Annotated in this window: 21 protein-coding genes and 3 pseudogenes; 12 read left to right on the top strand and 12 right to left on the bottom strand. The window is 24.4% G+C overall.

Annotated elements, in window-relative coordinates; translation table 4 throughout:
- Window positions 1-245: 245 nt before the first annotated feature.
- Both AACL02_RS04660 and AACL02_RS04665 read left to right on the top strand, forming a co-directional pair.
- Entirely contained in the window at window positions 246-539 is a 294-nt protein-coding gene (locus AACL02_RS04660; protein ID WP_339043035.1) for a hypothetical protein, read from the top strand.
- Window positions 520-930: a hypothetical protein gene (locus tag AACL02_RS04665; protein ID WP_339043037.1), complete on the top strand. Its 411-nt coding sequence runs from the start codon at window positions 520-522 to the stop codon at window positions 928-930. Before AACL02_RS04660 ends, AACL02_RS04665 begins: the two co-directional genes overlap by 20 nt.
- On the opposite strand, the gene AACL02_RS04670 is transcribed toward AACL02_RS04665, so the two are convergent.
- Window positions 922-2160, bottom strand: a complete 1239-nt coding sequence (locus AACL02_RS04670) for an IS256 family transposase (RefSeq protein WP_339043592.1) — start codon at window positions 2158-2160, stop codon at window positions 922-924. The two genes, AACL02_RS04665 and AACL02_RS04670, sit on opposite strands and share 9 nt — an antisense overlap.
- Window positions 2161-2235: 75 nt before the next feature.
- On the opposite strand from AACL02_RS04670, the pseudogene AACL02_RS04675 reads away from it, so the two are divergent.
- Window positions 2236-2529, top strand: a pseudogene (locus tag AACL02_RS04675) (transposase); the annotation flags it as partial.
- Between the two features lie 175 nt (window positions 2530-2704).
- A pseudogene (locus AACL02_RS12465) lies at window positions 2705-2959 on the top strand (hypothetical protein); the annotation flags it as partial.
- Window positions 2960-3001: 42 nt separating this feature from the next.
- Here the strand turns inward: AACL02_RS12465 and AACL02_RS04680 are convergent.
- On the bottom strand, window positions 3002-3130 hold the full coding sequence (locus AACL02_RS04680; RefSeq protein ID WP_339043039.1) for a hypothetical protein: 129 nt from the start codon (window positions 3128-3130) through the stop codon (window positions 3002-3004).
- On the opposite strand from AACL02_RS04680, the gene AACL02_RS04685 reads away from it, so the two are divergent.
- The 3 genes from AACL02_RS04685 to tsaE all read left to right on the top strand — a co-directional run bounded on the left by AACL02_RS04685 (window position 3076) and on the right by tsaE (window position 4724).
- A complete protein-coding gene (locus tag AACL02_RS04685; protein WP_339040174.1) occupies window positions 3076-3897 on the top strand; it encodes an IS1595 family transposase in 822 nt (273 codons plus the stop codon). The two genes, AACL02_RS04680 and AACL02_RS04685, sit on opposite strands and share 55 nt — an antisense overlap.
- A 108-nt stretch (window positions 3898-4005) precedes the next feature.
- Entirely contained in the window at window positions 4006-4158 is a 153-nt protein-coding gene (locus tag AACL02_RS04690) for a hypothetical protein (RefSeq protein ID WP_339043041.1), read from the top strand.
- 95 nt (window positions 4159-4253) lie between these two features.
- Window positions 4254-4724, top strand: a complete 471-nt coding sequence (gene tsaE, locus AACL02_RS04695) for a tRNA (adenosine(37)-N6)-threonylcarbamoyltransferase complex ATPase subunit type 1 TsaE (protein ID WP_281749327.1) — start codon at window positions 4254-4256, stop codon at window positions 4722-4724.
- Window positions 4725-4764: 40 nt separating this feature from the next.
- Here the strand turns inward: tsaE and AACL02_RS04700 are convergent, their stop codons facing one another.
- From AACL02_RS04700 to ileS, 4 genes are read right to left on the bottom strand one after another with little or no spacing between them, the layout of a single operon-like run.
- Entirely contained in the window at window positions 4765-6123 is a 1359-nt protein-coding gene (locus AACL02_RS04700; protein ID WP_339043049.1) for a hypothetical protein, read from the bottom strand.
- The gene (locus AACL02_RS04705) at window positions 6123-7046 is read right to left on the bottom strand and encodes an RluA family pseudouridine synthase (protein ID WP_339043594.1); all 924 of its coding nucleotides are present in this window, start codon (window positions 7044-7046) and stop codon (window positions 6123-6125) included. The genes AACL02_RS04700 and AACL02_RS04705 overlap by 1 nt, the downstream gene beginning before the upstream one ends.
- Window positions 6934-7641, bottom strand: a complete 708-nt coding sequence (gene lspA / locus AACL02_RS04710) for a signal peptidase II (protein WP_339043051.1) — start codon at window positions 7639-7641, stop codon at window positions 6934-6936. Before lspA ends, AACL02_RS04705 begins: the two co-directional genes overlap by 113 nt.
- Window positions 7642-7672: 31 nt before the next feature.
- Window positions 7673-10435 (bottom strand): isoleucine--tRNA ligase, encoded by a 2763-nt coding sequence (ileS, locus tag AACL02_RS04715; protein ID WP_339043053.1) that lies wholly within the window; start codon window positions 10433-10435, stop codon window positions 7673-7675.
- A gap of 244 nt (window positions 10436-10679) precedes the next feature.
- On the opposite strand from ileS, the gene AACL02_RS04720 reads away from it, so the two are divergent.
- Entirely contained in the window at window positions 10680-11525 is an 846-nt protein-coding gene (locus tag AACL02_RS04720; RefSeq protein WP_339043055.1) for a TIR domain-containing protein, read from the top strand.
- Window positions 11526-11789: 264 nt separating this feature from the next.
- Here AACL02_RS04720 and AACL02_RS04725 read toward each other — a convergent pair whose 3' ends face one another.
- Window positions 11790-12605, bottom strand: a complete 816-nt coding sequence (locus tag AACL02_RS04725) for an IS1595 family transposase (RefSeq protein WP_339043596.1) — start codon at window positions 12603-12605, stop codon at window positions 11790-11792.
- A 235-nt stretch (window positions 12606-12840) separates the two neighbouring features.
- Between AACL02_RS04725 and AACL02_RS04730 the strand changes: the two genes are divergently transcribed.
- The 3 genes from AACL02_RS04730 (at window position 12841) to AACL02_RS04740 (ending at window position 15586) form a co-directional block, all read left to right on the top strand.
- Window positions 12841-13389 (top strand): hypothetical protein, encoded by a 549-nt coding sequence (locus tag AACL02_RS04730; RefSeq protein ID WP_339043057.1) that lies wholly within the window; start codon window positions 12841-12843, stop codon window positions 13387-13389.
- Complete coding sequence (locus tag AACL02_RS04735) at window positions 13373-14428, top strand: hypothetical protein (protein WP_339043059.1); 1056 nt, start codon at window positions 13373-13375, stop codon at window positions 14426-14428. Before AACL02_RS04730 ends, AACL02_RS04735 begins: the two co-directional genes overlap by 17 nt.
- A gap of 37 nt (window positions 14429-14465) precedes the next feature.
- Window positions 14466-15586 (top strand): IS3 family transposase gene (locus tag AACL02_RS04740; protein WP_339040217.1). Its coding sequence is split into 2 segments (ribosomal slippage): window positions 14466-14709 and window positions 14709-15586, totalling 1122 coding nucleotides; the frame shifts between segments, so codons are not numbered across the junction.
- Window positions 15587-15688: 102 nt separating this feature from the next.
- On the opposite strand, the pseudogene AACL02_RS04745 reads toward AACL02_RS04740, so the two are convergent.
- The 5 genes and pseudogenes from AACL02_RS04745 to AACL02_RS04765 form a co-directional block, all read right to left on the bottom strand.
- Window positions 15689-16702 (bottom strand): annotated as a pseudogene (locus tag AACL02_RS04745) (IS256 family transposase); the annotation flags it as partial.
- Window positions 16703-16759: 57 nt separating this feature from the next.
- Complete coding sequence (locus AACL02_RS04750; RefSeq protein ID WP_339043063.1) at window positions 16760-17125, bottom strand: hypothetical protein; 366 nt, start codon at window positions 17123-17125, stop codon at window positions 16760-16762.
- Window positions 17126-17220: 95 nt separating this feature from the next.
- A complete protein-coding gene (locus AACL02_RS04755) occupies window positions 17221-17634 on the bottom strand; it encodes an ATP-binding cassette domain-containing protein (protein ID WP_339043065.1) in 414 nt (137 codons plus the stop codon).
- Window positions 17635-17677: 43 nt separating this feature from the next.
- Window positions 17678-17860 carry a hypothetical protein gene (locus AACL02_RS04760; RefSeq protein WP_339043067.1) on the bottom strand — a complete coding sequence of 61 codons (183 nt, stop codon included), beginning with the start codon at window positions 17858-17860 and terminating at the stop codon, window positions 17678-17680.
- 919 nt (window positions 17861-18779) lie between these two features.
- On the bottom strand, window positions 18780-19460 hold the full coding sequence (locus tag AACL02_RS04765; RefSeq protein ID WP_339043069.1) for an IS1595 family transposase: 681 nt from the start codon (window positions 19458-19460) through the stop codon (window positions 18780-18782).
- Here AACL02_RS04765 and AACL02_RS04770 point away from each other — a divergent pair.
- Window positions 19441-19719 (top strand): hypothetical protein, encoded by a 279-nt coding sequence (locus AACL02_RS04770; RefSeq protein ID WP_339043071.1) that lies wholly within the window; start codon window positions 19441-19443, stop codon window positions 19717-19719. The genes AACL02_RS04765 and AACL02_RS04770 overlap by 20 nt on opposite strands.
- Window positions 19720-19917 lie beyond the last annotated feature (198 nt).

Here is a 19917-nt window from a genome sequence, read left to right on the forward strand (position 1 = left end):
GATTATTTTTACAAGTATGCTTTTAAATGCAAAATAACGCCTAAATTAAAGGCGTTTATTTTATGAGACCTATACTATTAATTATATTGAAATTGTTTATTATATTTTAAATATGAAAGTGGTTTTTAAAATATTTTTTATTTTATTTAAAATAACACTTATATATTTATATAATAATTAAGTAAATTAATTTTTTAAATATATTTACAATAAATTTAAAATTTAAAAAAAGTTAGGAGAATAATATGGATTTTAATATGGATTTTAATTATAAATGAACTTATAAAGAACAATATCCTAAAATTGATAAATTAATTTTAGAACATATAACAAAGAAATGAGAAAAGTGAGATTGAAGAAGAAAAAATACAAGAGATAAAAAGAAATATAAAATTGTTGATTTTCAATATCGAACAAGAAAAACAATGTATGGATTAGTAACTTATAAAAGAAGAATTTATGAATATTTTGATGAAAAATTACAAAAATTAGTTCGTGTTTGTTTAGTTGATGAAAAAAATGGAACTTCCAAAATATAAAAGAATTGGTGAAGATATCGAAGATACTATTATTGAAAATTTTGCTGATGGAAAAATATATCGTGATATTTGTGCGATTTGTAAAAAGGCAGTTATTAGTGTTAGTAGCGTTCATAGAGTTTTTAAAAATTTAGAAATAAATGAAGCAAATCCAGTAAAAGTAAAATTGGAAAAAAATCAACCTATTTTTGTAGCAATTGATGATGGACATCGAAAATTTTGAGATTTTAAACGTAAAGGTACAAAACACTCTATGAGATTAATAGTAACATATACAGATAATATTAATCATAAAGTACAAAATAAAAGAGTAAAAGCAATTATAAGAAAAACAAGAACTCGAGGCTTTTTAATAATATGTGTATCTTTGTTTTATAAAGTACTAGTTTAGATTAATTCTATCTTCAAATTTTATCATAAAATGAGCAATTGCTGTATTTCAATTTTGAATAGGCAATGTTCATTTTTTTGTTATATTTTCAATTGCCAAGTAAAATATTTTGAAAACTGCCATATCATTAGGAAAAAATTTTTTATTTCTGATGATTTTTCGTAATTGACTATTAACAGATTCAATAGCATTTGTAGTATAAATCACTCTTTTGATTTCTACTGGATAACTAATAAAAACCATTAAATTATCTCAATTTTTATATCAAGATTTAGTAATTTGAGGATATTGTTTATTTCATTTACTTTCAAACGATTCTAAAGCTTGCATTGCTTGTTCTTCACTACATGCACTATAAATTGGTTTTAAATCTGCAACTAGACCTTTTCGATGTTTGTATGAAACATATTTTAAACTATTTCTAATTTGATGAACAATGCATAATTGATGTTCTGTTTTAGGATAAACTGATTGTATTGCTTCTGACATGCCTGTTAAATTATCACTACAAGCAATAATAATATCATTTAAGCCACGATTTTTCATTTCTGTGAAATTAGATAATCAAAACTTAGAACCTTCATTTTCACTAATTCATAATCCTAAAACATCTTTTTTGCCTTCTAAATCAACTCCTAATGCTATATAAACTGATTTGTTAATAATCCGTTTATCTTGTCGTACTTTAACTACTATACAATCAAAATAAACAATAGGATAAATACTTTCTAATGGTCGATTTTGTCATGCTTTAACATCATCAATAACATCATCAGTAATTTGACTAATAACACTTTCACTAATATCAGCACCATGATATAACTCTTGCAACTGCATTTTAATGTCAGATAATGTCATTCCTTTTGCATACAAGGAAAGAACTTGTTGATCAAAACCATCAAATCTTCTTTGCCTTTTAGGAACTATTACAGGAGTAAAATTACTATTGCGATCTCTTGGTACATCAATTTCAATTTTACCTTGTTGAGTTATTAATTTTTTTGAACTTGTACCATTACGAGCATTTTCAGTAGTAGTATGTTGATTTTTTTCATATCCTAAATAATTTTGCATTTCAGAATTCAACATTTTTTCAACTAATCTTTTTGTTAATTCTTTATATAAACCGCCAGGTTTAAAAACTGTTGTTAAATCTTCAGTATTTTCTAGTAATAAATCTACTGCTTTTGATATTGGATGATTATTATTAAAGTTATCTTTTTTAGCCATCTGTAACTCACTCTTTCTAGTCATTTAATTATATTTACTAGAATTAATTAAACATAGTTATTTTTGTAAGTTACACAGATTACTAAACATTTCCGATATAAAAATTGAGATAATTTAATGGTTTTTATTAGTTATCCAGTAGAAATCAAAAGAGTGATTTATACTACAAATGCTATTGAATCTGTTAATAGTCAATTACGAAAAATCATCAGAAATAAAAAAGTTTTTCCTAATGATATGGCAGTTTTCAAAATATTTTACTTGGCAATTGAAAATATAACAAAAAAATGAACATTGCCTATTCAAAATTGAAATACAGCAATTGCTCATTTTATGATAAAATTTGAAGACAGAATTAATCTAAATTAGTAACTTTGTAAAACAAAGATACACAGATTATTAAAAAGCTTCAAAAGCCTCGCTTTTACTAATGTTATTTGTATAATTTTAATTTCGTTTGGTAAAATTTCTAATTTTTTTTTGAGGTTTTTTTGCTGTTAGTATTTATGGTTGTATTGCTTTAGTTTGAGATTATGTTGGTGATATGCAGTTGAATTTATTTTTCTTTTTGCCTTTTCAATTTATTGGCTATAGTTTATGGAAATTTCATTTAGATTCACAACAAGAAATAATTTCTAAACGTTTAAATTTAAAAACAAGTATTGTTACTATTTACTTTGCAATTGTTTTATCAGTATTTTTTTATTTTGAAATTCCTGAATTTTCACGTGTAATTTTAGGGAAATATGATTTTGATGGTAATACTTTTCAACAAGTTTTACCACATATTCTAGATTCATTAACTAATTCTTTAAGTATTGTTGCGCAAATACTAATGTTATTACGTTTTCGTGAACAATGAATTTTTTGAATAATCGTTCGGACTTCTCCCCACATGTACTTGTGGAGGTAATAATGAAACTGAATGAATTCAACAATGCTTTTCAAACTGAACAGCAATGTCTTGCATATATAGCAAATTTGAAAGAAAACAAATGTATTAGGTGTTTTAATTTTAATTTGAATACTTCTGATTTAAAAAGAATGAGATGTTTAAAATGTAATCAAACATTTAGCATTCTCACAGGCACCATATTTTCAAGGTCACAAACATCTTTAACATCTTGGTTTTATCTTATCTTTAGATGAATAAACACCAAACATGGAATTCCATCAACATATATTGCAAAAGAATTGGGAGTGACTTTGAAAACTGCTTGAAGAATGACTCATAAAATCAGAACACGTATTGCAAAACAAAAACCTCAATTTATTGTTGAAGGTACAGTGCAAATTGATGAAATGTATCTTTCACATATGGGTTTTAAAAAACAAGGAAGATCCTTGGTGAATAAAACCTTGATTGTTGGCATTTATCAAAAAACAACCAATAATTTAATTGTGAAAGTATTGAAAAACGCAAAGAGTAAAAATCTTTTGCAGTTTGCAAAAAACCACATTTCTTCAAAATGTCTTGTATATACTGATTCTTGAAAAGGATATTGCGATTTTAAATCAGTTTTCACTAAGCATGAAACAGTTAACCATCAAGATGGCTATGTTTCAAAAATTGGTGTAAATACCAACCAAATTGAATCAGTTTGAAAACATATAAGAAGAACATTTAAAACACATATCAAAGTTGCAAAACATCATGTTCATTTATATGCTAAAGAAGCTGCATATAAATTCAACAAGATACCTAGTTTTGAAACTGTAATTCTATGTTTGATTTAAAAATGTGGGGAGAAGTCCGGAGATAGGCTTTTCTCAGCATTTATGTGATAAAATTAAAATAGTACATAAAGGGAGAAAAGCCTAATCGTTAATATTTTTCAAATAGCTATGTATTCGGGAGCTGCTCATAATCGTTTGGATGTAAATCTTTTATTAATGTGAATTGTTGCTCTTGGTAATTCATGCTTTGGTTTTTATCAATGATTTTTTGTAAGAAGTAAAGAAAAAGTGGTAGTTAAAAAAGAAACATATGAGCAGTAATAACTTTTAAATAAGAAAAATAATAATTTAGAAAATAAGTTATTATTTTGTATAATAGTTTGTAAAGTATAAAATAATTATCAAAGAAGGTTATTATGAAAAAAAATGTATATATATTAAAAAAATTAGATGACACTAATACTCTTGCCAAAATAATTGCTAAAATTGCTAAACCAAATTTAATTTTATTATTAAATGGTCCGCTTGGTAGTGGTAAAACGCAAATTACTAAATTAATTGGTAATTTACTTGGAGTTAAAAATATTATTAATTCACCAACTTTTATTATTTGAAATAAGTATCAAACTAAATATGAATGAAATTTAATTCATATGGATGCTTATCGTTTAATTAATCCTCATTTAGAAGAATATTATGAAATAATGATGAATAATTTTATGATAATTGAATGATCAGAAAGATTAAAAATTAATTTTAATAATTATTCATATATTGCTATAGATTTTAAAATTATTGATATTAATAGTAGACAAATAGTTATTAATACTAATCTTCTTACAAAAGAGGAAGAAAAGTATTTATTTGACGCATTAAAAAAAATATAGAATTTTATTTATAAAAAAAGTAGGAAAAATCCTACTTTTTTTATACTTGTATATGAAAGTAATTAAGCATAATGCTATTAATAGTACTTTGACTAATTAAGCCAAGTTTTTGATATTGTTTTAATACTTCTAAAGTATAGTTATTATCATCAACAGGATAATAATTATTTAAACCTCAAAGCAAACCAGCAAATAATACTAATGAACCAATAGCAATTGGACTAAAAGCATAATACACATTTATTTTACGATTATGATATCCGATTAAAGAAGCAAATAATCATCCTGTGACAAAAGCAATCATTCAATATAATAATGTCACTACTTGTTGATCAGTTATAAATCAAAATATTAACATTAATAAAATAGTTGTAAAGAAACGACTCATAATTGGAGTTTTAAATAATTTATAATTTCAAATGAAAGGTAACATTGCTCCTAATGAAATTACAGGAAAAACTCAAAATCCTGAAATGATATTAATATTATCAACAACACTTTGTAAAATACCAGTTAGAATCATTGCACCAATTCAAATGAAAATTGCTTTTCATCATCCATAAAATCCTTCAACAAATCTGCCAACACGATAAAACATTCAAAGTGAAAATATTAAATTAATAGGAGCTGAAGGATTTATATCATTACCAGCAAATGGATAAATTAATCACCTTCAATATTGATAAGCACCAAATATTAAGTTATGATAATTGGCACCAAAAAGCAAATGTTGTTTTTTATAATCTAATGCTAATCAATCATCTTGACTAAGATTTATAATTACTAGAAAAACAACAAGTGTAATAATAGGAATTATAAAAAGAAATCAGGTAACTGCCAAATTAGCATTAGTACATTTTTTTAATGTTTCGCTTAAGTAACGACGATTTTGAAAATTAACTTTTTTTCAATTATCACTTAAAGTTCCAGTACTATTATCTTCATTAGTCTCTTCATTATTTTCAGTTTCAGTTTCAAGTTGGGGTAAGTCTACCTTAATAAATTTAGTAATACTAGGATAAAATTTAGATAATTCTTGAACAATTTTATCACTAGTAGCAATAATAACATCAACTGCTGGTGACATTCGATTTTCGTTTTGGTTATCATCATTTAAGATAACCATTAAATAACGAATATCTTTAACACCTTCATCTGCTAATTGTTTATGTAAAATTTCATAAACTTCATCTTTGTTTTTTAAATGGTGAGGATTAAAATTATTTTCTTTAATAATTTTAATGATATGATAAGTATTACTATCTTTATTAGTTAGATATACTTCACCTTTAACATGTAGTTTTAATTCTTTAGGAACATTAAATGGTCGATAATCTTGATGACTAATAAAATAATCAACTAATTGTAAACCTAAAATATCTAGAATATTATCATCCATTATTTAATACTTTCCTTTCGTAATAATTGTAATTTATTTTCAAAAAAATCAGGTAAATTACATTCAAAAGTCATAACTTTTTTAGTTGTGGGATGAGTAAAAGTAATGACTTTAGCATGTAAGTATTGTCCAATATTAGCATTTTCCAATTTAAACTTGCTGTATAAAGGGTCATTTACAATTGGATGTTCAATTCACTCAAAATGAACACGAATTTGGTGTGTTCGGCCAGTTTCTAATTGACATTGAACTAAAGTATAGTCTTTAAATCGCTCAATAACTGTAAAATGAGTAGTTGCTTTCTTACTATTTTGTTCATTGACCATCATTTTTAGACGATTATTATTGCTTCTAGCAATAGGTGCTTTAATGGTTCCTGATCTACCTTTAATTGTACCATGAACTAATGCAATATAAATTCGTTTAATTTCATGTTTTTGTAATTGTTCTGCTAAAATATGATGACTAATTTTATTTTTAGCTACTAATAATAATCCTGTCGTTTGTTTGTCAATACGATGAACAATGCCTGGACGTAAATTATTTTCTTCAATATTTTCAATTTTAGACTGGAATAATAATCCGTTAACTAAAGTATTATCTCAATTACCTGCTCCTGGGTGGACAACCAAATTATTAGGTTTGTTAATAACAAGAATTTCATTATCCTCATAAACTATTTCAAAATCAATTGCAGTTGTTTTTAAAGTTTTATCTTTGTCATTTTTAATAATAATATTTATTTCATCATTATTTTTTAATAATAAGTTAGCTGATGAAATAGTTTTATTATTAACTATTACTTGCCCATTAGTGATTAAATTTTGGATAAAATTTCGTGAATAATGATGTTCTGTTAATACCATTGCTAAATATTTGTCGATGCGGATATTTTTGTTTTCATGATATTTTAGTTTTATCATCTTTTGATTTTCTGTCATTGATGATTGTTGTAAATGTTCCATTGTTGACTTCATTATTGTGTTCTCCAAACTTTTCTTGATAGGCATTAATTATGGTTCCAATAATTATTTGTAGAATAATAATTGTGATACCAATGGTAATGAATATATCCGCAGTATTAAAAATAGTATATGGTGGGAATAGTTGTCATAATAAAAAGTCAATAACACCACCTTTGTGTAAAAATCTATCTGTTAAATTACCGATTGTTCCTGCAATAACAAAACTGAGACCTAGTGCTCTGTTAATAGATTTAGTAAATAATAGTCAGGTGCTACTAGCAATTGCTACTAGAAAAGCAAAAGTTATTAGAAAGATTCTTTGATTTTGAAAAAAACTAAAAGCAGAACCATAATTAATAATAAATTTTAAATTAATAAATCCGGGTATGAATTTATATTCTTCACCAGCTTTTATTCCATTTTGTACTGCTAATTTTATCATTTGATCAGTGATAATTAGAATAATAATTACGCAAAAACAAATTATTTTAGTTAATCATTTTCAATCACGTGTTTTTAAATGATTTTTAATTGCTAATCAAGAAAATTCCATAATTACTTCTTTCTAAACTAATATTAGTTATTTACATTATTAAGGATAACACTTCAAAACAACGATTACAAACATCTTCTTTTGTTTCATTAACAATTAATCAACAGCGAGGACATTTAGTACCATCTTTTGTTTTAACATTAATAGTTCAATCATTAACGTTGCTATTATCATAATTAATATTAACTTCACTAACAATTAATAATTGTGCTAATTCTTTTTCATCAATTGTTGATAAGATATTATTATTATCTTTAAAAATAATAGTTACTATTGTTTCTAGGGCTGTTTTAACAATTTTGTCTTTTTTAGCTTGTTCAATAACTTTATTAACTTCATTTTTAAAGTTAATAAAATATTCTCATTTTTCCATTAGTTTTGTTGGTTTGTTTAAATTTCATGGTTGTGGAAATTTTTTTAAATGAATAGAATCACTGCTTGTGTTTAAATCTTTTTTAGTTAAACTTTGGAATGCTTCTTCAGTAGTGTGTGGTAAAATAGGGGCTAATAAACCAATTAAAGTTTTTACTATTAAAAACATTGTTATTTGTACTTGTTTTCTTCTAATGTCTTTTTTGCTATTAACATATAAAATATCTTTAGTAAAATCACAATAAAAAGCAGACAAATCATTAGTAACAAAATTTAAAATTAAATGATAGATAGTATTAAATTGGTAAGTTTGATAATTTTCATTAATTTTAATCACTAATCCGTTTAATTTATTTAAAATATATTGATCAACTTCTGATAAAATATTAATAATTTCTTCTTCTGTTTTATTTTCAATAGTTTTGATATTTAAATCAAATAAATTACCTAGTAAGAAACGAAAAATATTTCTGATTTTACGATAGTTTTCAGTAACTTGTTTTAAAATTTCAGTACCAATTCTTGTATCATCAGTAAAATCAACACTGGCTACTCATAATCGTAAAATATCAGCACTATTAGTATCACAAATTGATTTAACACTAATAACATTACCAATTGATTTTGACATTTTATTGCCTTTAGCATCAGTTACAAAACCATGTGCTAACAAGTTTTTATATGGACTACTATTATTAGTAATAGTTCCTGTTGTTAAACTTGAATTAAATCAACCACGAAATTGATCATTACCCTCCAAATATAAATCTGCTGGTCAAGGTAAATTATTATTTTTAATAACTGCTAAGTGGGAAACACCACTATCATATCAAACATCCATGATATCTTGTTCTTTATAAAAAATACCATTTGGGCTATCTTTATGTTGATATTTAGGTGGTAATAAATCTTTTGCTTCTTTTTCAAATCAAATATTTGAACCATGTTTAGCAAATAAATCAGCCACATGATTAATAAGGTTTATATCCATGATTGGTTCTTTTTTTTCAGTGTAAAAAATTGGAATTGGTAATCCTCAAGCACGTTGACGAGAAATGCATCAATCATAGCGATTATTTGTCATTAATAACATTCTTTTTTTTGCTCATTCAGGAACAAAATTTACTTTATTAATATTTTTAGTAAGTAATGGTTTGATTTTTTCAATAGCGATAAATCATTGTAAAGTAGCACGATAAATAACGGGTTTTTTAGTTCGTCAATCATGTGGATATTGATGTTTAAATCATTTCATACCAATTAATGTACCATTATTTTTTAAGCGCTCAACAATAATTTTATTAGTATCATCATAAAACTTATTGACTAATTGTTCATCATTGATTTCTGCTGTAAATTGACCTTGATCATTAATTGGACAAAGAATTTTGATATTATGTTTTAATCCTAAATCAAAATCTTCTTCACCAAACGCTGGAGCAGTATGAACAATTCCAGTTCCATCATTTATAGTAACATGAGAACCATGAACGATTGGGGTTTTTCTTTGATATAATGGATGTAATGCTGTTAATCCAATTAAATCTTTACCAGAAATTGTTTTAACAATTGTAAAATCGGTGATGTTGTTTGCTTTAGTAAAAGAATCAATCAATGGTTGTGCAATAATATATTGTTGTTCATTAGTCTTAATAATACTATATGTAAATTCTTCATTTACTGCTAACATTTGATTGCTAGGAATGGTTCATGGTGTTGTTGTTCAAATTACTAGTGAGGTAGGTAAGTTAAATATTTTTTTTTCATCATTTAGTAAAAAGGCAACATAAATAGCAGCACTAGTTTTTGTTAAATATTCAACTTCAGCTTCAGCTAAGGCACTTTCACTTGATGGTGATCAATATACAGGATATAAATTACGATATACTAGTTTTTTTTCTACCATTTTAGCAAAAACTTTAATTTGTTCAGATTCATATTTTTTATCATAAGTAACATAATGATCTTCAAAATCTGTTAGTAATCCTAATGTTTTAAATTGATTAATTTGATTTGCTACTTGCAGTTCTGCATATTTTTGACATTGTTTTCTAAAATCTGATACTGCTATTGTTTTACGATTAATTCCTGAGTTAGTAACTGCTGTTTCAATAGGTAAACCATGCGTATCTCAACCTGCAATATAGGGTGCATAATAATTGCTACTATTATAATAGCGAACAATAATATCTTTTAAAATTTTATTTAATGCATGTCCTAAATGTAGATCACCGTTAGCATATGGAGGTCCATCATGAAGGATAAAAGTTTTCGTAGATTTTTTATTTTTGTTAATTAGTTGTTGATATATTTTTTGGTCTTGTCAATATTTTTGTAGTTGTGGTTCTTTTATAGTTAAATTAGCACGCATTTCAAAGTTAGTTTGAGGCATTAATAATGTATCTTTATAGTTTTTATTCATGTATATTATTCTCCTTTAAAATAACAAGTTTTATTTGTACTAATTATTCTTTTTTATTCTTAAATCATTATACTAGTAATTACTTGAAATTTGTATAATATTTACTTTATTTTAATAATAAGATTTTATAAAACTTAAAAGTTAAAAATATTACTTTTAGTGAGTATGATTTTATAATAAAGTATAAACTTATTAAAGTTTATAAAAAATATTTTTAAAATTTTAAAAAAGAGGTTAATGAATAATGTTAAAAATTTTTATTTCATATCATCATTTAAGAGAACAAAAAGCAAAGGATGAATTATCAGAATTAATTTTGCAGTGTTATGGAGAATATTTTGAAGTGAAAGACGTATCTGTAAAACTAGGTGATATTGATCCGCAATTGCCTCCTAAAAAGATATTTAAAACTATTAGAGAAGAGTATTTAAAAGATTCAGATATTACTGTAGTTATTTTAGGAAAACATACAAAATGTAGAAAACATATTGATTGAGAAATTGCATCTTCATTATCAATATATGGTAGTCTTCATCGAAGGGGAAAAAATGGTTTATTAATACTTTTAACTGATGATTTTATTAAAAAAGCAAAAAAAAATTGTGATTTTAATGATAATGATTACAAAACTTTAATTAATGAACAAAATTCTACTCCAAGAATTTATGAAAATGTAATAAATAACTATGCAATCGTTGAAAGTTTTTCAAATGTAGTTTCAAATCCTTTAAAGTTTAAAAAATTACTTGATAAATGTCAAGATAAAGTTAAAACTGAAAAATTGAAAAAAAACTTTGATCTTTTCAAAGAAATAAATTTGTTTGAAGAAAATATAGAAGATTGTCCAAAAAAATCTAAAAAGAAACTAAATTGTTATCTCTCTTCACAAAAACAGAAATCACAAACAAATTTATTTGAAGAAAATATAGAAGATTGTCCAAAAAAATCTAAAAATAAACTAAATTGTTATTTCTCTTCACAAAAACAGAAATCACAAAAAAATTTATTTGAAGACATTAAAACAGAAGTGAATAATATAGACTCTATTTCTGCAACTATTCAATATTTATTTGTTGATTTCTTTTTTTAAATCAAATTATTATCAAAAATATATAAAATTAAAAAGGTTTTATTTTTTTTTAGTAAATAAAACTAAAAAAACTTTATTTTAGTAGTATAATAAAAATACTTACTTAGTTAAGGGTAAGTAAATATTCATTGCGGTTGGCACCTAACAGTGAATAGGAGTTACCATTATTGGTAACTCTTTTAGGCTTTTCTCCCTTTATGTACTATTTTAATTTTATCACATAAATGCTGAGAAAAGCCTATATACGGACTTCTCCCCACATTTTTAAATCAAACATAGAATTACAGTTTCAAAACTAGGTATCTTGTTGAATTTATATGCAGCTTCTTTAGCATATAAATGAACATGATGTTTTGCAACTTTGATATGTGTTTTAAATGTTCTTCTTATATGTTTTCAAACTGATTCAATTTGGTTGGTATTTACACCAATTTTTGAAACATAGCCATCTTGATCGTTAACTGTTTCATGCTTAGTGAAAACTGATTTAAAATCGCAATATCCTTTTCAAGAATCAGTATATACAAGACATTTTGAAGAAATGTGGTTTTTTGCAAACTGCAAAAGATTTTTACTCTTTGCGTTTTTCAATACTTTCACAATTAAATTATTGGTTGTTTTTTGATAAATGCCAACAATCAAGGTTTTATTCACCAAGGATCTTCCTTGTTTTTTAAAACCCATATGTGAAAGATACATTTCATCAATTTGCACTGTACCTTCAACAATAAATTGAGGTTTTTGTTTTGCAATACGTGTTCTGATTTTATGAGTCATTCTTCAAGCAGTTTTCAAAGTCACTCCCAATTCTTTTGCAATATCTGTTGATGGAATTCCATGTTTGGTGTTTATTCATCTAAAGATAAGATAAAACCAAGATGTTAAAGATGTTTGTGACCTTGAAAATATGGTGCCTGTGAGAATGCTAAATGTTTGATTACATTTTAAACATCTCATTCTTTTTAAATCAGAAGTATTCAAATTAAAACTAAAACACCTAATACATTTGTTTTCTTTCAAATTTGCTATATATGCAAGACATTGCTGTTCAGTTTGAAAAGCATTTTTGAATTCATTCAGTTTCATTATTCCCTCCACAAGTACATGTGGGGAGAAGTCCGCTCTTTTATTTTAAATAATTATTATATACCTCAAAATTTAATAATATTTAAATTATTTATATAATATGAAAATAAAAAATATTGTAAAAATTTCTAAAATTTGGTAAAAGATAAGTGTAAAACTAAATATAGTTTTTAACCCATTGCTTTGTTTGTAAGTAAATGGGTTTTATTTTACTAAGAAGGTGTATAAAATGCGTGATAATGATAAAAGAAAATCAACAACATTTCAGCGAATAATGGAAAATAATCCAGAAAATATTTTTGCTCAAACCGATGGTTCTATAAAAAAAAGACATGGAGGTTTAGCAATAAAATATTCTAGAAGTGAAAATAGTTTAAATGAAGCAAATAATGATAGTAATGTTTTAAATAAATATAAATATAATTGTCTTACAATTATAGAAGATCAAAAGATAAGTAAACTTAGAGAAGAAATTTTTAATTTTACAAAACAATTAGAAGATGTCAAAAGAACAAATGATGATTTAAATAAAAAATTAACTATTATTAGAGAAAATATTTTTGAATTAGAAATTATTCAACTTAAACCTTTACTTGATGATTTAAAACGTAAAGAAAGAAAAATGGAAATAAATAAAACTAAGAAACAAAATACAACCGATAGTGAATTTAGAGAATATTTTGCGCTTAAAGAAACAATATCAGATAAAGAATTAGAAATTGAAGAACAAAGAAATATAAAAAAAGAATTGAATAATAATATTGAAAAAAAATTCTAAAATTGAAGAATTAGAAAATACTATAAGCAATTTAAATAGTGAACTAGATAGTTATAGTGATGATTGGATGCCGTTATCATTAAAAGAAAATATTAATAGAATAATAGAACTACAAAGAAAAATTGATGAAGAAAATTTAACTGAAGAGCAAAAACTAGAAATATTTTCTAATATTTCTAAGTTAAAAAAAGAAATAAAAAAAGAATGAAATATTAAAAGTCAAAATGTTCAAAAAATTTATGAAGAAATTTTTCCAATTGAAGATAAGATATTTTATATAACAACTTTAGTTTATAATGATGAATCAATTTTTGAAGAAATAATATATTTTGATAATAATGAAAAAAATGAGGTTGAAGTTTGAAAACAGACTAAAAAGTACCAGAGTATTGAAGAATATAAAAAAAGCACTTGTTTAATTGATAAAGAAAATGCAAATAATATTAGTACAATGCCAGTTAAAGAATTATTAAAAGAACAAATGGAATTAAAATCAAAGCCATCTAAAACGGAGTGAAAAGTTTGGGTTATTATTTTAGTCATTACTATTGTTATTGCTGTTCTTCCAAATTTGCTTCCTGTGATTTTAGCTCCTTATTTGGCTGCTGCAGTAGTGGCAACAATTAAGATTGATATTGCTATTGCTTCAGTTTTTATTAGTGGAGGTTTTAAAGCAATTACATCAGTTTTTTCAACTGCATCAAAAAAAGTTGAATCATGAATTTATAATAAAATATTTAAAAATAATAAAGATAAAAAAGAAAAAGAAAAAAAAGAAGTTAAATCAGTATCTAAGGATTTAACAAGTGATAAATTAGAAACTAAGTTAGAAACACAATTTAATATATTAAAACAAGAACTGGATGGTAGAAAACTTAAAACTATAAATGAACTAATGAATGATAAAACAATAATAAATGTTGAAAATAATATAATTCCAGTTGAAAATCAGTTTGATGTAGATAAAGCAAATTCTATGGACAATATGCAACATCCTACAAATGTAAGACTGGATGGGTTACACTTTATTGGACACTAATTACATAGACAAGTGAACAAAGAAAGGAACTATAATTATGGCCAATATTAACTCATATACCGATGAATTTAAAAAACAAATAGTAGCTTTATATCAAAGTGGCAAATCAGTATCTTGCCTTGCTAAAGAATATAATGTTACAAGAGCAGCTACTTACAATTGAATTAAGCAATTTACTAATTCAGGTAGTTTTAAAACTAAAGATAATCGTTCTGTTGAAGAAAATGAATTAATTAAATTAAGAAAAGAATTAAAACAATTAAGAATGGAAAATGATATTTTAAAGCAAGCAGCACTAATAATAGGCAGAAAATAGAAATTATTGTCAAAAATAAAGTTAAATATAAAATTCGCACAATGTGTCATTTTTTAAAAATCTCTAAATCAACATATTATTTTAATTTAAAGAAAAAAGAAAATAAAATCAAAAATAATATTTATGATGAAGCTGTTATTAGTGCTTTTAAAGAAAATAAAGAAGTTTATGGTACTAGAAGATTAAAAGTCATTCTAGAAAACCAAGAAATTTATTTATCAAGACGAAAAATTAAAGAAATTATGAATAAACATAATTTAATATCAAAATACACTAAATTATCATACAAAAATCATAATAACAAAGTTAACGATAGTCCAATAAACAATCTTGTTGATAGAAACTTTAATAATAGAGTTAAAAATGAAGTTATTGTTAGTGATTTAACTTATGTTCAAGTAAATGGTAAGTGAAACTATATTTGTTTATTAATTGACCTATTTAACCGCGAAATAATTGGACATAGTGTAGGTACTAAAAAAGATGCATCATTAGTATATCAAGCATTTATGCACTCAAATCGCTGTTTAAAAGATATTCAAATATTTCATAGTGATCGCGGTAATGAATTTAATAATAAAATTATTGATAAACTTTTACTAGCATTCAATATTAATCGCTCTTTAAGCAAAAAAGGTTGTCCTTATGATAACGCTGTTGCTGAAGCAACCTTTAAAACTTTCAAAACCGAATTTATTAATGATAAAAATTTTACATCATTAATCCAATTAAAATTAGAATTATTTGATTACATCAATTGATATAACAACATAAGAATTCACAGCACTTTAAACTACTTAACTCCAGTTAATTATCAAAAACAAATGTCTACCAAAAAATAGTCCTAAAAAAGGTTGCCATTCCATAGTCATTTAATTATATTTACTAGAATTAATTAAACATAGTTATTTTTGTAAGTTACACAGATTACTAAACATTTCCATTTCTACTGGATAACTAATAAAAACCATTAAATTATCTCAATTTTTATATCAAGATTTAGTAATTTGATGATATTGTTTATTTCATTTACTTTCAAACGATTCTAAAGCTTGCATTGCTTGTTCTTCACTACATGCACTATAAATTGGTTTTAAATCTGCAACTAGACCTTTTCGATGTTTGTATGAAACATATTTTAAACTATTTCTAATTTGATGAACAATGCATAATTGATGTTCTGTTTTAGGATAAACTGATTGTATTGCTTCTGACATGCCTGTTAAATTATCACTACAAGCAATAAGAATATCATTTAAGCCACGATTTTTCATTTCTGTGAAATTAGATAATCAAAACTTAGAACCTTCATTTTCACTAATTCATAATCCTAAAACATCTTTTTTGCCTTCTAAATAAACTCCTAATGCTATATAAACTGATTTGTTAATAATCCGTTTATCTTGTCGTACTTTAACTACTATACAATCAAAATAAACAATAGGATAAATACTTTCTAATGGTCGATTTTGTCATGCTTTAACATCATCAATAACATCATCAGTAATTTGACTAATAACACTTTCACTAATATCAGCACCATGATATAACTCTTGCAACTGCATTCTAATGTCAGATAATGTCATTCCTTTTGCATACAAGGAAAGAACTTGTTGATCAAAACCATCAAATCTTCTTTGCCTTTTAGGAACTATTACAGGAGTAAAATTACTATTGCGATCTCTTGGTACATCAATTTCAATTTTACCTTGTTGAGTTATTAATTTTTTTGAACTTGTACCATTACGAGCATTTTCAGTAGTACTATGTTGATTTTTTTCATATCCTAAATAATTTTGCATTTCAGAATTCAACATTTTTTCAACTAATCTTTTTGTTAATTCTTTATATAAACCGCCAGGTTTAAAAACTGTTGTTAAATCTTCAGTATTTTCTAGTAATAAATCTACTGCTTTTGATATTGGATCATTATTATTAAAGTTATCTTTTTTAGCCATCTGTAACTCACTCTTTCTAGTCATTTAATTATATTTACTAGAATTAATTAAACATAGTTATTTTTGTAAGTTACACAGATTACTAAACATTTCCGTTTTACCTGTTTTTTCTAGAGAAAATTGATCTTCTTCTAAAGCAATTTGTAATTTATCATTATCATTGCAACTAATTTCATATTTAGTTTCACTATGATTAATTTGACCACGATAAACTACTTTACTATAATTCAATATTGTTATTTCATCAGCTAAATTTTGTAATTCTGACAAGATATGTGATGAAATAAATATGGTTTTACCTTGTTTACGTAATTTTCTTAAATCATTAAATAATTCGGTTCTAGCTGTTGGATCTAAATTAGCAGCTGGTTCATCTAAAATTAAAACATCTGGATTATTTAATAATGATTGTGCTAATAACACCTTTTTTTCATGCCTGAATAATATTCATTAGGACTACGTTTTTTAAATTTTCATAAATCCAAGTTTTTTAAAACTTCTTCAGTTTTAACTTTTGCTTATTTATGAGTTAAACCACTAATTTCACCCATTGAAACTAAATATTCATAAGCACTAACTCTTCGTGGAAATTTTGCTGCTTCAGTAATGTAACCAATATGTTTCTTGGCAGCAACACTTCAAGCATTTTTTCCATAAATAAGTAAATCACCTTTATTTACTAACATTGCACTCACTAAACACTTGATAGTAGTTGTTTTACCCGAACCATTTGGTCCAATAAAACCATGAATAGTTCCTTTTGGAACACTAATTGTGGCATTATCTACTGCAACAAATTTTTTAAAGCTTTTTGTTAAATTTCCAATTCCAATAGCATATTCAGAATACTCATGATTATTATTAACAACATAATCAGTATTAAAAATATGAAAAACTTTTTCTTTAACGACATTTTTAAAATTTTTTAACATATTTAAAAAATCATTTCTTTTTTGAATTTAAAATTCTTTTTTATTATTTTTTTGACTTTGATCTAATTTTTTTTATGACTTTATATATAATTAATATTAATAAACTTAAAGCACCAACTACCAAAATAAATACTATTAACATACTTAACATTGGAGTACCACCAGTAGTAGTAGCATCATCTTTTGTATACTTAGCAACAATTTCTAAAAAATTTCATACAAACATATTTATTTTCTCCTTTGCTTTTGAATAAAATATTTAATTATTTTTTTATTTAATGCACTTTTAAAATATAATTATTGATAATTATTTGTAAGGATATAATGGCATTTTGTGATTTTTAAAATTAAGACTATTCTAAAAATATTTATTTTTTAACAAATAATATTTTTAGTATTTTAAAATGGTATTTTACGTTTTTGTAAAAATACAAATCAATTGTTTACTTACTAAATATTTTAATAAGAACGTACTTATTTTCATCACTATATTTTTTTTACTAATTGTAAAATGAAATTAATTTTTATTATATGTATTATGTTTTAAATTTATTGAATTAAACTCATTTTTCAACCATTAACAACTATATAGTCTTTTAAAATTTTATCTTTTAAAAAAACCTTTTTATTTTTACTAATAAAACTTATGTTTCTTTTAATAACTTTATTATTGATTATAGAAATATCATAAACTAATAATTTTGAATTACTACTATTAGTAGTAGTATTTAACAACAAAGTATAGTTTTCTTCATTTTCGGCAAGTAATAAAAATATACTTCATAATTGTTTTAAAAAAACTAAAATATTAATTTTATTTTCATTATTAATGAAGATAGCTTTAATACCTTGATAATTAAAAATAAATAAAGTTAACTTAATTATTTGCGTAATACTAAAAGTAAAAAAACATTTAAAAAGAGGCTTTTCTCCCTTTATGTACTATTTTAATTTTATCACATAAATGCTGAGAAAAGCCTATCTACGGACTTCTCCCCACATTTTTAAATCAAACATAGCATTACAGTTTCAAAACTAGGTATCTTGTTGAATTTATATGCAGCTTCTTTAGCATATAAATGAACATGATGTTTTGCAACTTTGATATGTGTTTTAAATGTTCTTCTTATATGTTTTCAAACTGATTAAATTTGGTTGGTATTTACACCAATTTTTGAAACATAGCCATCTTGATGGTTAACTGTTTCATGCTTAGTGAAAACTGATTTAAAATCGCAATATCCTTTTCAAGAATCAGTATATACAAGACATTTTGAAGAAATGTGGTTTTTTGCAAACTGCAAAAGATTTTTACTCTTTGCGTTTTTCAATACTTTCACAATTAAATTATTGGTTGTTTTTTGATAAATGCCAACAATCAAGGTTTTATTCACCAAGGATCTTCCTTGTTTTTTAAAACCGATATGTGAAAGATACATTTCATCAATTTGCACTGTACCTTCAACAATAAATTGAGGTTTTTGTTTTGCAATACGTGTTCTGATTTTATGAGTCATTCTTCAAGCAGTTTTCAAAGTCACTCCCAATTCTTTTGCAATATCTGTTGATGGAATTCCATGTTTGGTGTTTATTCATCTAAAGATAAGATAAAACCAAGATGTTAAAGATGTTTGTGACCTTGAAAATATGGTGCCTGTGAGAATGCTAAATGTTTGATTACATTTTAAACATCTCATTCTTTTTAAATCAGAAGTATTCAAATTAAAATTAAAACACCTAATACATTTGTTTTCTTTCAAATTTGCTATATATGCAAGACATTGCTGTTCAGTTTGAAAAGCATTGTTGAATTCATTCAGTTTCATTATTACCTCCACAAGTACATGTGGGGAGAAGTCCGTAAAAAGATTTAAAAATAAACGAAAAACTAAAATATATATAAAAATAAAAGGAATGACAGAAAAAATATTAATAGCATTTAATAAATTCAATGTTTGATTAGGAATAGCAACTAAATTGAAAAATAAATTTACAAAAAGAAGCAAAAAACTAATAAATTGTAAAGTATATTTTCTTTCCATATTATTATTAATTCCTAAAAAGAAACTAAAAATAAAAAAATAAAAAGTTAAAAGTGTAAAAATAGAAATAAAATAATTTAACATCATAAAATTTTGAAAACAATAAACTTGAGTAACTTGTAAACTATTATTAAAAACAATATTGTATGGTAAAATTTGCGTTAATAAAAACATTAATAACAATAAATAAAAAATCTTTTGATAACTAATATTACCAAAAACATGTTTTCTTTGAAAATTT

Source organism: Spiroplasma endosymbiont of Apeira syringaria (genome assembly GCF_964020205.1).
Classification (GTDB): Bacteria; Bacillota_I; Bacilli_A; order Mycoplasmatales; family VBWQ01; genus Spiroplasma_E; species Spiroplasma_E ixodetis_A.